The following is a 17,046-nucleotide window of genomic DNA, read 5'->3' as shown; positions in this document are numbered from 1 at the left end:
CCCAATTTTGTCATACTGAGGAACGAAGTATCTTCACAAGTAATTCCGTAAAGTGAAGCTCAGCGCTATCGATTCAGCAAACGTAGATCCTTCGTTCCTCAGGATGACAAACTGTACGGAGTTGCTTGTGTGATTTCTCGACTTCAATACCCCTAATCTAGTTGATTTTTTTCTTAAACTGTTACAATAATACGTTTCGATTGTCAATTTCGACGAAGAAGAAATCACACAAGGTGGCTCCGTTTCTATTTTCCCCAATTTTGTCATACTGAGGAACGAAGTATCTTCACAAGTAATTCCGTAAAGTGAAGCTCAGCGCTATCGATTCAGCAAACGTAGATCCTTCGTTCCTCAGGATGACAAACTGTACGGAGTTGCTTATGCGATTTCTCGACTTCGCTCGAAATGACAAGGAAAACTCAACAGCTAACAGATTACAAATCACATTTCACATCTCACATCTCACAAACTACATCTTAATGATAATAAACTCAGAACGTCTATTTTGCTGATGTTGTTCTTCTGTACACGGAACGCCATTTTTGCAATTGTTGATTAGTCTAGTTTCACCGTAACCAATGGCACTTTCAATTCGTTCAGCTGCTATGCCTTGCGAAATAATATAATCTCTGGAGGATTTTGCCCTTTTGTCTGAAAGTATAAGGTTATAATGGTCTCTCGCTCTGGAATCGGTGTGGGACTCGATTTTAATGACCATTTCCGGATATTCATTCATTAATAAAACGACTTTGTTTAATTCGATAGCAGCATCGTTTCTGATATTGGATTTGTCTAAGTCAAAGAAAATTATTCCGATTTTTATTTTTAAAATACCGTCTTCTTTAACAATCAGAGGTGACTTTATTCCTAAATCCACCACCGTTTCTCCGGAAGTGCCTTGTGTTAAAACCGGGAGTACAAGTGGCGTAAATCCTTGTTTGGTCGCTTCAATTTTATAACTGGTGCTGCAGGCTACCGGAGTTTTAAATTGATATTCACCTAATTCCCCTGAGGTGGTTTCTTCCAGTTTTTCTCCATTGGCCGCATATAAAGTCACGGTTGCATTTGCAATTTTTCCTTTTGTAATTTCATTAAAAACAAACCCTTTAATCTGCTGTTTACAAATAGGTGTTCTTTCGAAAGAATAGATATCATCATCGCCTTTACCGGATTTTCTGTTGGAAGACACAAAACCCAAATTAGTTTCTTCGTTAACGATGTAAGCAAAATCATCCAGATTGCTGTTTAAGGGTGCTCCAAGATTAACCGGTTTTTCAAAAAGACCGTCTTTTATTGGACTTTCAAAAACATCAAGTCCGCCTAGACCTAAATGTCCATCGCTTGCAAAATATAAGGTTTTATCTGTAATAAACGGAAACATTTCGCGTCCTCTGGTGTTGACTTTATCGCCTACATTTTTGGGTTGCGAAAATTTATTATCTCCCAAAATATCCACCACAAAAACATCTGTAGAACCAATTGTTCCGGGCATATCTGACACAAAATAAAGTTGCTTTCCGTCCTTGCTTACACTCGGTTGTCCAACTGAATATTCATCACTGTTAAAAGGAAGTTCCTGTATGTTTTCCCAGCTCGTTTTATCGTCTTTGGTTACGGCTGTAGCCGAATATAATTTTAGATTGTTCCTGCCTTTTCCATCTCTTCCCAGTTTTCCATTATAATTATTTCTGGTGAAATAAATGGTATTTTCGTCGGGCGAAAAAGCAACACAGGCTTCATGATATTTACTATAAAGCGCATTTGAAAATCTTCTTACATGACTCACATCAGATTGCGACGGACTAATTTTCCCCAACTGAAGACTTAAAAACGGCTGATCGTTCCAGGCATATCTTCTTGTGGCCGCATAAGAGGAATCTATAGATGTCGAATAAATAAGCTGACCTTTGTAAAACATAGGTCCAAAATCAGAATAAGAAGAATTAATCGATAGATTTTGAAGGGTGAACTGGGGTTCGAGATTCATAATTTTTTCGATTGTATTTTCCTGAAGCGAGAAATTTTGCTTTCTGGCATCTGAGGCTTCTGCTTTTTTACTGAAATTCTTCAACCACTTTTTGGCTAATTCATAGTTTTGAATTCCTTCTAAAGTCTGGGCGTAACGAAAAAGATATTCTGCCGAAACCTCATTCGGATATTCCGCGATCAGCAATTGGTATTTTTCGTTTGCCTGCTGCATATCGGTATTAAAATAATACGAATCTCCTGCCCTTTGAAGGGTTTCCATAGAACGATCGCCTCCTTTTATGGCGTATTCATAAGCTTTGGCGGCTTCTAAATACCACATTTTATCAAAAAGAGCATCAGCAGTTTTGTTTTTGGTCTGCGAAAAGCCGGCCATCACTATAAATAATCCGATTAGGGTACTTATTTTTTTCATAACTCTTTAGTTTAAAAAAATCTTGGCGATTTTAGTCCTTTCTCTTTTGATTTTAACTCAAAGCGCAACATGATCTCATGACTTCCCGACGAAAATTTCTGCAGTTCAGTAGTCGTATAATCATAGGTATATCCAATTAAAAACTGAGGTGTAATCTGGAAACCTGCCAATGCACTAAAGGAATCTCCTGTACGATAAGAGGCTCCCAATCTAAATTTATCATTAAACATAAAATTGGCCGATAAATCTACAATCACTGGTGCACCCGACACATACTTGGTTAAAAAAGCAGGTTTGAATTTGACACTCGGGCTAAGGTCAAAAACCCATCCTCCTATTAAAAACAAATGCATGCGCTCGTCTGCCAAACCTTCCTGAACTTCATCGTAGCGCTCGTCTGTTAGAAAATTAGGTACTGATAATCCTAAATAGCTTTTTTCGCTGTGCAGGTAAATCCCGGCACCAACAACAGGCAAAAACTTATTCTGAATGTTTTGCTGAAATTGAACGTCGTTATCTTTAAAAGAACCTTTAGACCAGTCAATATTAATTACTCTTCCTCCTCCTTTTACCCCAAAAGAAAGCTTGTAGGTATCGGATGCTTTTATTGAATAAGAGAAATTCAAATCAACATATTGTTCTTCTGACGGACCTATTTCATCATTTACGATTGATAATCCCAGTCCTACATTTTTTCCGACGGGAGAATCCAGTGTAAAGGATTGCGTGTTCGGAGCTCCTTCCAGCCCGACCCACTGCGTTCTGTAGATCCCTGTAATTGTCAAATGCCCCGCAGATCCTGCATACGCAGAGTTTACACTCAATGTATTGTACATATATTGTGTGTATTGCGGATCTTGCTGCCCATACATAAAGTTTGCAATAAACAGCATTAGTATAGCGATAATTTGGTTATATCTTCTGACCATTGTTCAATGTTATTAGCAATTTACTATTCCGTTTACTTACTACTTATCGTTTTAAATACAACCAGCCTGATGTTTTTGGCGTTCCGTCTCCCAGATCCAAAATATAGAAATAGGTACCGACCGGTAGTAATTTTGAAGATCCGTCGGCAGTTCCGTCCCAGGTATTTTTATATCGCTGTTGTGTATAAATCAAATTCCCCCATCTATTGTAAATTTCGAGTACATTGTTAGGATAGTTGGCGATACAATCTATATAGAATACATCGTTGACACCATCGTCATTAGGAGAGAACTCATTGTGGATTTTTAAACAGGCCGGTTCAATCGTAGCACTGCTTTGATTGTTGGAAGCATTCGTATCTATTTGATCTAAGGCTATTAATTTTGCCGTGTTTAAATAGTCTTTAACGTCACGTACTTTTACTTTTAAGGTTAAAGTCTGAACTGAATTAACATCAACAGCAGGTATTTTCCAGATTCCGGTTCCGGCATCAAAAGTTCCTGAACTTGTTGATGACGATACAAATTGATAGCCTGTAGGTAAAACATCCTGTACTTCTAGATTTGTTGCTTTTAGACTTCCAATGTTATCTGCTGTAATCGTAAAATTGATTAGCGCATCAATTGGAGGATCTGTTGCATCGACTGTTTTTATAATCGCGATATCGGTTTTTGGCGATTCGATAAAGGCATTGTCTTCATCGTCTTCGCTTTGATCTCCGTCGTCATTATCAGGTGTACTGTTTGGATCAAATTGATCACTGGCTGTAACCTGCGCTGTATTTACATAATCGGAATCTTTTAGACCATTTGGTGTTTCAACTGTTGCCTGAAACGTTAAGGTCAAACCACTCAGTGGAATTTGCAAATTAGACCAGGTGATTCTAAATCCGCTGTAGACACCTCCACCGCTAATATTAGTAATGTTACTATACCCTATTGGCAGTAAATCTTCTACAGCAACGCCGGTTGCCACTACCGGACCTGCATTATTAACCTGAACTGTAAAGGTTACAACTTCATTAACATTAGCTTTTACATTACTAACCGTTTTTTCTAAACTCAGATTCGCCAATTGTACATCTACCAGGATGCTGTCATAATCGTCTTCTGTTGTAACACCATTATTCGGTGTACTATCAGGATCCGGTAATGCGCTTGCTGTAACTTCTGTACTATTTAAATATTCGTTTGCAGCTCCTGTCGCAGGTTTAACGGTAGCATTAATTAATAAAATCTGTTCGTTGCCATTGAGAATTGATCCTACATTCCATCTTCCGTCTGCGAAGGTGTAGGTTCCGCTTGTTGCACTGTGCATCATATAAGCAAATCCGGAAGGAAGCAGGTCTTTTACTTCAACGCCTATCGCATTTCCTGGTCCGTCATTTTTGACTTTAACCTGGAACGTAACGATATCACCCACATTTGGTTTTTGATTGTCGATAATTGTTTTTTCAATTGACAAATCTGCCATCACAATAATTGGCGTTACCGATATACTGTCGTAATCGTCTTCTGTCGTGATACCATTATTTGGTGTACTGTCAGGGTCAAAATCGTCTGCTGCTGTAACTTCTGTAATGTTCAAGTATTCATCAACTGTACCTGTCGGAGCATTAACCAAAACATTTATCAGCAAGGTTTGACTACTGTTTGGAAGTACAATTCCCGGATTCCAAATACCTGTCGTTCTATTGTACGAACCGGAACTTGCATTGTAGAAAACAAAGGTATACCCAGCAGGAAGCAGATCTTTTACTTCAACACCCGTTGCAATGTTTGGTCCTGAATTCATCAATGTAATTTGGAATGTAATCTGAGAGCCTACTAAAGGAGTCAGCATATCATCTACTACCAATTTTTCAAGTGACAAATCGGCAATAGTATTAACCGGAGTCAAAATCACAGAACTAATATCATCTTCTGTTACCACTCCATTGTTTGGTGTACTGTTAGGATCCGGCAAATCTGAAGAAAATACTTCAGCTGTATTGCGGTAGTCTCCTGTAATATTTACGATTGCAGTTATCAACAAAGTTTCTGAAGCTCCATTGGCAATTGCTCCAACATCCCAAATTCCGGTTACTTCGTTATAAACACCAGCAGTAGAACTAAATACAACATAGGTATAACCGCTCGGTAACTTGTCTGTCACCTGTACTTTTCCGGCCCCTTGTGGTCCTTTATTGTTTACGGTAATCTGAAAGGTTACTGAGGTTCCATATGCCGGACTGGTATTACCGCCTATCAATGTTTTGGTCAATGCTAAATCGGCAGCTAAGCTAGTTGGCGTTACCGTTACGCTTCCGTAATCGTCTTCGGTTGTAACTCCATTATTTGGTGTACTGTCGGGATCAGGTAAACTACTTGCAGTAACTTCGGCAATGTTGAGGTAATCACCTGTTGCATTTACTGTTCCGCTTACCGTTAAAGTTTCGGATTTGCCATTTACTAATCCTCCAACATTCCAAACTCCGGTAGTCGCATCGTATGTTCCTGTTGAAATACTCGAACGCGTATAAGTAAATCCTGTTGGAAGTTTATCCGTTACCTGAACTCCCGTTACATCTTGCGGACCACTATTGGTTACTATCACTTCAAAAGTAACTTCTGAACCAACCAATGCTGTTGTATTTCCTCCAACAATTGTTTTAGTTAGCGATAAATCGGCAGCTAAATTAGTTGGCGTTACCGTTACACTTCCGTAATCGTCTTCTGTTGCGTCACCATTATTTGGTGTACTATCAGGATCCGGTAAACTGCTTGCGGTAACCTCAGCTATGTTGAGGTAATCACCTGTTGCATTTACTGTTCCGCTTACTGTTAAGGTTTCTGATTTACCGTTTATTAATCCTCCAACATTCCAAATTCCTGTAGTCGCATCGTATGTTCCTGTAGAAATACTGGAACGTGTATAAGTAAATCCGGTTGGAAGTTTATCCCCTACCTGAACTCCCGTTACATCTTGTGGACCACTATTGGTTACTATTACTTCAAAAGTAACTTCTGAACCAACCAGTGCTGTAGTATTTCCTCCAACAATCGTTTTGGTTAACGATAAATCGGCAGCTAAATTAGTTGGCGTTACGGTTACGCTTCCATAATCGTCTTCGGTTGTAACTCCATTATTTGGTGTACTATCAGGATCAGGTAAACTACTTGCTGTAACTTCGGCAATGTTGAGGTAATCCCCTGTTGCATTTACTGTTCCGCTTACCGTTAAGGTTTCGGATTTTCCGTTTATTAATCCTCCAACATTCCAAATTCCTGTAGTCGCATCGTATGTTCCTGTTGAAATACTGGAACGCGTATAAGTAAATCCTGTTGGAAGTTTATCCGCTACCTGAACTCCCGTCACATCTTGTGGACCACTATTGGTTACTATTACTTCAAAAGTAACTTCTGAACCAACTAGTGCTGTTGTATTTCCTCCAACAATTGTTTTGGTTAACGATAAATCGGCAGCTAAACTTGTTGGCGTTACCGTTACGCTTCCGTAATCATCTTCTGTTGTAACTCCATTATTTGGTGTACTATCCGGATCCGGTAAGCTGCTGGCCGTAACCTCAGCGATGTTGAGGTAATCTCCTGTTGCATTTACTGTTCCGCTTACTGTTAAAGTTTCGGATTTGCCATTTACTAATCCTCCTACATTCCAAACTCCGGTAGTCACATCGTATGTTCCTGTAGAAATACTGGAACGCGTATAAGTAAATCCAGTTGGAAGTTTATCCGTTACCTGAACTCCCGTCACATCTTGTGGACCACTATTGGTTACTATTACTGCAAAAGTAACTTCTGAACCAACTAACGCTGTGGTATTTCCTCCTACAATTGTTTTAGTCAGCGATAAATCGGCAGCTAAATTAGTTGGTATTACAGTTACGCTTCCGTAATCATCTTCTGTTGCATCACCATTATTTGGTGTACTGTCAGGATCCGGTAAACTGCTGGCGGTAACCTCAGCGATGTTGAGGTAATCTCCTGTTGCATTTACTGTTCCGCTTACCGTTAAGGTTTCTGATTTACCGTTGATTAAGCCTCCCACATTCCAAACTCCCGTAGTTGCATCGTATGTTCCTGTTGAAATACTGGAACGCGTATAAGTAAATCCAGTTGGAAGTTTATCCCCTACCTGAACTCCCGTTACATCTTGCGGACCATTATTGGTTACTATCACTTCAAAAGTAACCTCTGAACCCACCAATGCTGTTGTATTTCCTCCTACAATTGTTTTAGTCAACGATAAATCGGCAGCTAAACTTGTTGGCGTTACCGTTACGCTTCCGTAATCGTCTTCGGTTGTAACTCCATTATTTGGTGTACTGTCGGGATCAGGTAAACTACTTGCAGTAACTTCGGCAACGTTGAGGTAATCACCTGTTGCATTTACTGTTCCGCTTACCGTTAAAGTTTCGGATTTGCCGTTTATTAAGCCTCCCACATTCCAAATTCCGGTAGTCGCATCGTATGTTCCTGTTGAAATACTCGAACGCGTATAAGTAAATCCAGTTGGAAGTTTATCCCCTACCTGAACTCCCGTCACATCTTGTGGACCACTATTGGTTACTATCACTTCAAAAGTAACCTCTGAACCAACTAGTGCTGTTGTATTTCCTCCAACAATTGTTTTAGTTAGCGATAAATCGGCAACACCTGAAACCGGTGTTACGACAACATTTGCATAATCATCTTCTGTTATATCACCATTATTTGGTGTACTGTCAGGATCTGGTAAGCTGCTGGCGGTAACTTCGGCAACATTAGTATAATTACCTGTTGCATTTACGGTTGCTGTTATAGTTAAAGTTTGCGATTGTCCATTTGGTAATCCTCCAACAGTCCATACTCCGTTACCGGTATTGTAAGTCCCTGCAGAAGGAATTGCGCTACCAAAAGTGTAACCTGTAGGAAGCGATTCCGTAACCTGAACTCCAGTTGCATCCTGAGGTCCGCTATTGGTTACCACTATTTCAAAAGAAACCTGCGAACCAAATAATGGCGAAGTATTTCCTCCTACAATTGTTTTGGCTAAAGATAAATCGGCCATTGCAGCAACCGGAAGTATAGTAACACTTCCGTAATCGTCTTCTGTTACAACTCCGTTATTCGGTGTACTGTCAGGATCGGGTAAACTGCTTGCGGTTACTTCAGCAATATTAAGGTAATCGCCTGTCGCATTTACCGTTGCGGTAATTACTAATGTTTCTGATTGTCCGTTTGGCAAGCCTCCTATATTCCAGAATCCGGTAGTCGCATCATAAGTCCCTGCTGAAGGGGTTGCACTGGAATAGGTATAACCAGTAGGAAGTTTATCCGTTACCTGAACTCCCGTAACATCTTGTGGACCTCCATTGGTCACTATTACTTCGAATGAAATTTGTGAGCCAACTAATGGTGTTGTATTCCCTCCTACAATTGTTTTGGTTAAAGAAAGATCGGCAACCGTAGCAATTGGCGTTATCGTAACACTTCCATAATCATCTTCTGTTACGTCACCATTATTTGGTGTACTGTCGGGATCCGGTAAACTACTTGCCGTCACTTCAGCGATATTAAGGTAATCCCCTGTTGCGTTTACAGTTGCTGTTATCGTTAAAGTTTGCGATTGTCCGTTTGGCAAACCTCCTATATTCCATAATCCATTGGTAGGGTTATAAGTACCTGCCGAAAGAGTTGAACTGACATACGTATAACCGGTAGGAAGTTTGTCAACAACCTGAACTCCGGCTGTGTCCTGAGGTCCGCCATTGGTCACTATTACTTCAAATGAAATTTGTGAGCCTACTAATGGTGTTGTATTTCCTCCTACAATTGTTTTGGTTAAAGAAAGATCGGCAACCGTAGCAATTGGCGTTATCGTAACACTTCCATAATCGTCTTCTGTTACAACTCCGTTATTTGGTGTACTATCAGGATCCGGCAAATCACTTGCGGTAACTTCAGCAATATTAAGATAATCACCTGTAGCATTTACGGTTGCGGTAATTACTAATGTTTCTGATTCTCCTTTTGGCAATCCACCAATATCCCAAACTCCGCTACTGGCATCATAGGTACCTGCTGAGGTGTTCGAAATCGCATACGTATAACCCGTCGGAAGTTTATCGGTAACCTGAACTCCGGTCGCATCTTGCGGGCCTCCGTTGGTTACTATTACTTCGAATGAAATTTGTGAACCTACCAATGGTGTTGTATTTCCTCCGACAATTGTTTTGGTTAGAGATAAGTCGGCGGCAAGTGAAACTGGTGCCACAATTGCGGTGTCATAATCATCTTCTGTTGTTACGCCATTATTTGGTGTACTATCAATATCGGGTTGATCACATGCTGTTACTTCCGCAATGTTAAGATAATCGCCTGTAGCATTTACATTTACCGTTAATAGTAAAATTTCTGTTGTTCCGGCATTAACTACTCCAACATCCCAAACTCCTGTAGTATCATTGTAAGTACCGGAAGTCGAGCTAAATAAAACATAACTATATCCTGTTGGAATTTTGTCTTTTACCTGAACTCCGGTGGCCGTATTTAGACTGCTATTGTTTACTCTGATTTCAAAAGAAATTTGAGAACCTACCAATGGCGTTAAAGTATTATTCACTACTGTTTTGGTTAAGGACAAATCTACCATATTGGGCAAAATGGTAATCGTTGCGGCAGATTCATCATCTTCGCTTTGATCTCCATCATCATTATTTGGTGTACTGTCAGGATCCGGAAGATCACTCTTCGTAACCTCAGCTGTATTTACATAAGTCCCTGTTGCATTTGCTGTTGCATCAAAAGTAAGATTCAAAGCTCCGCCATTCGCTAAGCTTAAATTTTGCCAAAGCAAAGTACTGCTGGCGGCATCATATGTACCTCCATTTGATACGGATCCTGAAACCAGTGTATATCCATTTGGAAGGTGATCTTTAATGTCAACTCCCGTCGCATTTCCCGGTCCTTTGTTAGTAAGAGCTAAGGTAAAGGTTACCACTCCACCTACTGTCACACTTGTTGGAGCGACTGTTTTTTCTAATTCTAAATCAGCATTTTGCAAGGTAACTGTCGCATCATCCTGATCGTCTTCTGTAGTAACATTATTATTTGGTGTACTGTCAGGATCATTTTGATCGGATGTTATCACTTGTGCTGTATTTTGATATCCATTTGCAACAGCGGTTGCTTTTACGGCTGCTGTAATCGTTAAGGTGGCGGAATTTCCGTTATTTAAATTTCCAACAGTCCAGATTCCTGTAGTATCATTGTAAGCTCCAGCTCCCGTATCACTCACATAAGTATACCCAACAGGCAGTTGATCCTTAACCGAAACATTGGTTGCATTATTTGGTCCGGAATTGGTCACTACTACTGTGAAAACAACGTTATCACCAATACTTACAACAGTTGGTACTACCGTTTTTTGTAACGATAAATCAGCTGATTCGATGACAATCGTAGCATCATCCTGATCGTCCTCGGTTGGAATATTATTATTTGGCGTACTGTCAGGATCGGGAAGATCACTTTTTGTGACTTCCGCTGTATTTACATAAGTTCCTGTTGCATTAACCCTTGCATCAAAAGTAAGATTCAAAGCTCCGCCATTCGCTAAGCTTAAATTTTGCCAAAGCAAAGTACTGCTGGCGGCATCGTAAGTACCACCATTTGATGCGGATCCTGCAACCAGTGTGTAGCCATTTGGAAGATAATCTTTAATCTCAACTCCCGTAGCGTTCCCTGGTCCATTATTAGTAAGAGCTAATGTAAAGGTTACCACTCCTCCGGCTGTAGTACTAATTGGAGAAACCGTTTTTGCTAATTCTAAATCGGCCACTTGCAAGGTAACAGAAGCATCATCCTGATCGTCTTCGGTTGGAACATTATTATTCGGTGTACTATCCGGATCATTTTGATCGGATGTTATAACTTGTGCGATATTTTGATAACCATTTACAACAGTCGTTGTTTTTACGGTTGCTGTAATGGTTAAGGTGGCGGAATTTCCATTATTTAAATTTCCGACAGTCCAGATTCCTGTAGCATCATTATAAGCTCCTGCTCCGGTATCACTCACATAAGTATACCCAACAGGCAGTTGATCCTTAACCGAAACATTCGTTGCATTATTTGGTCCGGAATTGGTCACTGCTACTGTGAAAACCACATTATCACCAATACTTACAACAGTTGGTACTACCGTTTTTTGTAATGATAAATCGGCTGATTCTATGACAATCGTAGCGTCATCCTGATCGTCCTCGGTTGGAATATTATTATTTGGCGTACTATCAGGATCGGGAAGATCACTTTTGGTAACTTCCGCTGTATTAACATAAGTTCCTGTTGCGTTAACCGTTGCATCAAAAGTAAGATTCAATGCTCCTCCATTCACTAAACTTAAATTTTGCCAAAGCAAAGTACTGCTGGCGGCATCGTAAGTACCACCATTTGATACGGATCCTGAAACCAGTGTATAGCCATTTGGAAGATAATCTTTAATGTCAACTCCCGTAGCATTCCCAGGTCCATTATTAGTAAGAGCCAATGTAAAGGTTACCACTCCTCCGGCTATAGTACTAGTCGGGGAAACCGTTTTGTCTAATTCTAAATCAGCATTTTGCAAAGTAACTGTCGCATCATCCTGATCGTCTTCGGTTGGAACATTATTATTCGGTGTACTGTCCGGATCAATTTGATCGGATGTTATAACTTGTGCTGTATTTTGATACCCGTTTACAACAGTCGTTACTTTTACGGTTGCTGTAATGGTTAAGGTGGCGGAATTTCCGTTATTTAAAGTTCCGACAGTCCAGATTCCTGTAGCATCATTGTAAGCTCCCGCTCCAGTATCACTTACATAAGTATATCCGACAGGCAATTGATCTCTAACCGAAACATTCGTTGCATTATTTGGTCCGGAATTGGTCACTACTACTGTGAAAACCACATTGTCCCCAATGCTTACAGCCGTTGGCACTACTGATTTTTGCAATGATAAATCTGCTGATTGTATTGAAATTGTAGCATCGTCCTGATCGTCTTCGGTCGGAATATTATTATTTGGTGTACTATCTATATCAAATTGATTACAGGCCACAATCTCTGCTGAATTTAAATAAGTCCCTGTTGCATTTACTGTCGCTTTAAAAGTAAGATCTAAAAGTGCTCCTAGTGTAACATTCAGATTAGACCAGCTTATAGAAGAATCCCCTATATTATATACTCCCCCATTGCTAACAGAACCGGGAACTATGGTATATCCGTCAGGTAAAAGGTCTTTTACGCCTACACCTGTAGCATCTACGGTTCCTCCTGTACTAGGGTTATTAAAAACACTTATAATAAAAGTTACCTCGCTACCCACATTTACATTGTTTGGGGTAACTGATTTTATCAATTCCAAATCGGTGTTTGCAATTATAGTAATACTGACCTGATCTGTTGCAACAGCGCAAGGGCCGTTTGTAACACGCCATTCAAAAACGGTCGTCCCTACATCTAATCCAGACACCGCTGTTGTTGGAGAAGTTACATCGCTAAAAACCACCGAAGAAGTTCCTGAAACCTTAACCCATTGTCCTTGCCCAACTGTAGGTGGAGTTGCTCCCAACGTTACAGGAGCAAACTGAGGTAAAGTCTGGTCAGGACCAGCATTGGCATTAATAGGTTGTTCGTAAATCTCAATACGCATTGTATCTGAAGAAGAGCAACCATCATTATTTGCTGTCGCTGCCGTCCAGGTAAACTCGTAAACCCCTGTTGTTAAACCAAAAACAAGAGTTGCAGGATCATTTGGTGACGCAATATTTGCCAGAGTTCCCAGAGTTTGCGTCCAGGTTCCTACACCTTGCGTCAGAGGAACTGCAGCCAGATTGGTCTGAGTCACCGCACATAATTCCTTATCCGGTCCTGCATTTGCAATAGATGGAGGCACATCATTAAAAATAACAGAAACCTGATCTACAGAAGGCTGACATGTTGATGGATTGGTAAATGGTCCGTTTGTCACAGTCCAAGTTAATATGTAAGTTCCTAAAGTTGTAACATTCGATAAAGTTGTCTGTGGATTATTCGGGCTGTCAATAACCGCCTGTCCTCCTGACGGATCATCTGCCGGTATTGCAAAAGACCATCTTCCAATTCCTGCTGTAGGCGCAACGGCATTGGTTGTATAAGTTCGTTGACAAGCAACTGTATCGTCAGGACCTGCGTCGGCCTGACTTGGAGCCTGGAATACATTAATACGAACGATATCGGATAAATCTCTACAGCTTCCTCCTCCACCCGGACTTCCGTTTGAATTTTTAAATACCCATTTTAAGATGTACAATCCCGGTACTGTCAGACCCGTAACTTGTGTCCCCGGATCATTAATATCGGTAATATTAGCCACACTTGTGCCGGGTTGTAATACCCACTCCCATTCTGAAGTAGCTACGTCTATTGGTTTTGTGTTTCCATTTAAAGTTATTATGCCCCCAACATCGGTCGTACAGATCGTTTGATCGGGTCCTGCATCCGGCTGAACACTTGCCCCGCTGTTTACGGTAACGGTTACAGTATCTGAATTTCCCGGACAAGTATTTCCTGATGTAAAACTATAGGTACTGGTAGTATAAGTAAAGACATAGGTATTTCCCGGAACCACTGTTGCATTGGCCACGTAACTGTTTGATGGTGATTGCGTAATAGTAACCCCTACCGGATTACCACTTGTTAAGGTCCAGGTTCCTGTAGAGTTTTCTGATCCAATCAACTGTACACTTGATACATCACAATAGGTGGCATCAGATCCTGCCGAAGCCGGAGCTGCAACTTCTATAATAACATCATCAAATGATATCGGACATAAAAAGTTTTCCGTACTTGTTACCTTCCATCTAAAAACGTATTTTCCTTCTACCAGATTATTAATTACCGTATTAGGATCCATTGGATCAACAATCAAGGGTATGTTGGGTGCTCCTGCTAAAAGCGACCATTCACCCCCTTCAAAAAACTCATTATAAGAACTCCCTGCCATCGTTGCTGAAGTTCCATTGCAAATTTCCTGATCAGGACCTGCATTTGCAACTTGCGGTGGTACACCAAGTAAGATTCGAACATCGTCTGATGCTGTTGAACAAGAACCTGCAGTTACCGTCCAACGAAAAACATAAGGTCCGCTACTCTCAAATGTAAATACAGCATTTGGATCTGTTACATTACTAATTGTATAATCACCAAAACCGGAAACTCTTGACCATACCCCAACAGCCCCACTGGATAAAGTTGCAGCCATAGTTACGGTTGTACCACAAACACTTTGATCTGGACCGGCTCCTGCTGTTGCCGGATTTTCAGCAACGGTTACTTCTACTGAATCTGAAGAATTGCCGCAAGAACCACCGGTTAAAGTAATCGTCCAGATAAATTTATAAAAATTATCACCGGGAATTGTAACAGCTGTCTGAGGGTCATGATTATCGGCAAAAACTACTCCTGCGCTTGGATTAACAGTCCATGTACCCTGCTCACCAACTGCGGGCGTATTGGCATTTAAATTTATTGTGGTTGTATTAGTCGGATAACAAGCATCAGTACCCGCCATAGCCACAGTACCCGCCATATCTACAGAAGTTAATACCGATATGTCATCTGAAATTGGCGTACTACAACCACTTGTTCCCGGATGCAAATAACCTATGGTCCATCGCAATACATTTGTCCCTCCTGCCGTTAAAAAACCGGTTGCCATAGTAGTAGGATTACTTGAATCTGCAAAAACAATAACATCGGGGCCGGAAACCTGAGACCATATTCCATATTCTCCCGATGCGGGAATGCTACCATTCATAGTAAGCTGTGAATTGATACACGCACTCTGATCCGGTCCTGCACTCACTGTTGAAAGTATACCGCTTGAAACATAAACAGTCACGTTATCAGTAGAAAAAGGACATCTGGAACCTCCTCCTTTTGTAATATATTGAAATTCATACGTTCCCGGAATTAAACCGGTCGCCATGGTATTCTGAGCCGTATGATCTACTATATTGGCCTCGTTTGGACCACTTAATTGTGTCCAATAACTAGTTCCTTCTGCCGTTGTACCAACCCCTTCCAAAGGTGCTGCTGTCATACCGCAATTTAAACTAACGTCCGATCCCGCATTAGAAGGTGTAGCCTGTGCAGATACGATAACCGCTATACTATCAAAACCATAATCACAGCCTACCGGTAAATTTCCATCTTCTGTTCTGGCAAATTGCAGTGAATAAGTACCCGGTACCGTTAAATCCGGCAAAGTCACACTGGTCTCTCCAATTTGTAAAGGAGCCGTCGGAAATGGGCCAAGCGGAGAACCAATCGGACCATCTAAAATTCTATATCGGTTATAACCTGTTCCTGTTACCACAATAGGTATCGTAAATTGAGTTTGCTCACAATTTCCATAAAGATCTTCTCCACCATTTACAGATATGGTTCGCGTCGACTCTTTATATTCTACCACATAATCTTTTGTAAAAACACAGCCTGTATTAGAGTTTGTTAAAGTATATCGAAAAGTATAAGGATCTCCTGCATCCGAAATATTTGTCACTAAAGTTGTTGGACTTGCAGGCGATTGGATAGATCCCGGGGGCAATGTTGTACCACCAATTTGTGTCCATAAAACCGTTTCACCAGCATACAAAGGCGCCGGTGCAGAAAGTGTTACCTGATTAATGGTAGGATCACAAAAATAAATACGTTCTGTACCTCCCGGAAGTACGGTTACGTCTTGTGTAGCAGCTGGCACTGTAATAGTAACTTCGTCGCTGCCCGATGCACAAGGTCCTACAACCGTCCATCTTAAAACATAAGTTCCTTCCTGTAAATTAGAAATATTGGTTGAACTCGAATTTGGGTTTCCAATTATTGGTGTGTTGGGTCCACTGACAAAGGTCCAGGTTCCCATTTGACCATTTAATCCGCAACCTCCGAAAGAACCATTTAAATTCACATTTTGCGTAGTTGTATAACAATTCGTCAGCGTAATATCTGATCCTGCGCTAACTGGTGTAACCCCTCCATAATTGGTAACGGTTATGGAAGAAGAAGAGGAACAAAACTTTCCGGGCGAATATTCCGGTCCTGTAATTACCCAGGTCAATGCACTTACACCGCAACTCGTTGTTGGCAGTGTTAAAGTTGTAGTAGCCGACGTTGGAAAATTCATAACAACACCTGCATTATTTGCTCCTGTTATTTCCCAATGCCCGGTTTCTCCCGGGTTTTGAGGGGCATTCCCTGAAATAGCAATGCTTCCTGTAGAATTAGGGCACGAAGCAATATTGGCTCCGGCATTGGCTACCGTAATTGGTACGACAATAACTGTTTTATCCTGAAAAGCCACAACACCGTCACCACAGATCGCCGAATAACGAAAAACATAGGTATTTCCACCGGTATATCCGGTTACTGTTGTGGTAGGTGAATTTGGAGATGTTATGGTAACAGACGGCCCGCCTATTTGTGTCCATTTTGCAGTACCAATAATTGGAGCCGGACTATTTCCTTGCAACATCATAGGGTCTATGGCGCAAATAGTTTCATTGAGCACACCTGCATTAACCGTACAATTTTGAGCTTTTACGCTGATAAGATTGCCGAAAAATAAAATTAGGCTCCAAAAAATTATTCCTTTTCTGATAATTCTGTATCCAAAAAGTCTTGTTTGGTAATCTTGTTCCATATAGTATACTT

Annotated in this window: 3 protein-coding genes; all 3 read right to left on the bottom strand. The window is 40.8% G+C overall.

Annotated elements, in window-relative coordinates:
* Nucleotides 1-469 precede the first annotated feature (469 nt).
* The 3 genes from ACHRV5_RS16650 to ACHRV5_RS16640 are packed head-to-tail and all read right to left on the bottom strand — an operon-like array spanning nt 470 to nt 17,035.
* Complete coding sequence (locus tag ACHRV5_RS16650) at nt 470-2,401, bottom strand: OmpA family protein (RefSeq protein ID WP_395427482.1); 1,932 nt, start codon at nt 2,399-2,401, stop codon at nt 470-472.
* Nucleotides 2,402-2,412: 11 nt separating this feature from the next.
* The gene (locus tag ACHRV5_RS16645; protein WP_230002866.1) at nt 2,413-3,330 is read right to left on the bottom strand and encodes a type IX secretion system membrane protein PorP/SprF; all 918 of its coding nucleotides are present in this window, start codon (nt 3,328-3,330) and stop codon (nt 2,413-2,415) included.
* A 43-nt stretch (nt 3,331-3,373) separates the two neighbouring features.
* Entirely contained in the window at nt 3,374-17,035 is a 13,662-nt protein-coding gene (locus ACHRV5_RS16640; protein WP_395427481.1) for a PKD domain-containing protein, read from the bottom strand.
* Between the last annotated feature and the right edge of the window lie 11 nt (nt 17,036-17,046).

The organism is Flavobacterium sp. FlaQc-52 (genome assembly GCF_044007495.1).
Lineage (GTDB): Bacteria > Bacteroidota > Bacteroidia > Flavobacteriales > Flavobacteriaceae > Flavobacterium > Flavobacterium cupriresistens.
Note: the sequence above shows the minus strand (reverse complement) of the source record. Positions and strands in the feature narration are given on the sequence as shown.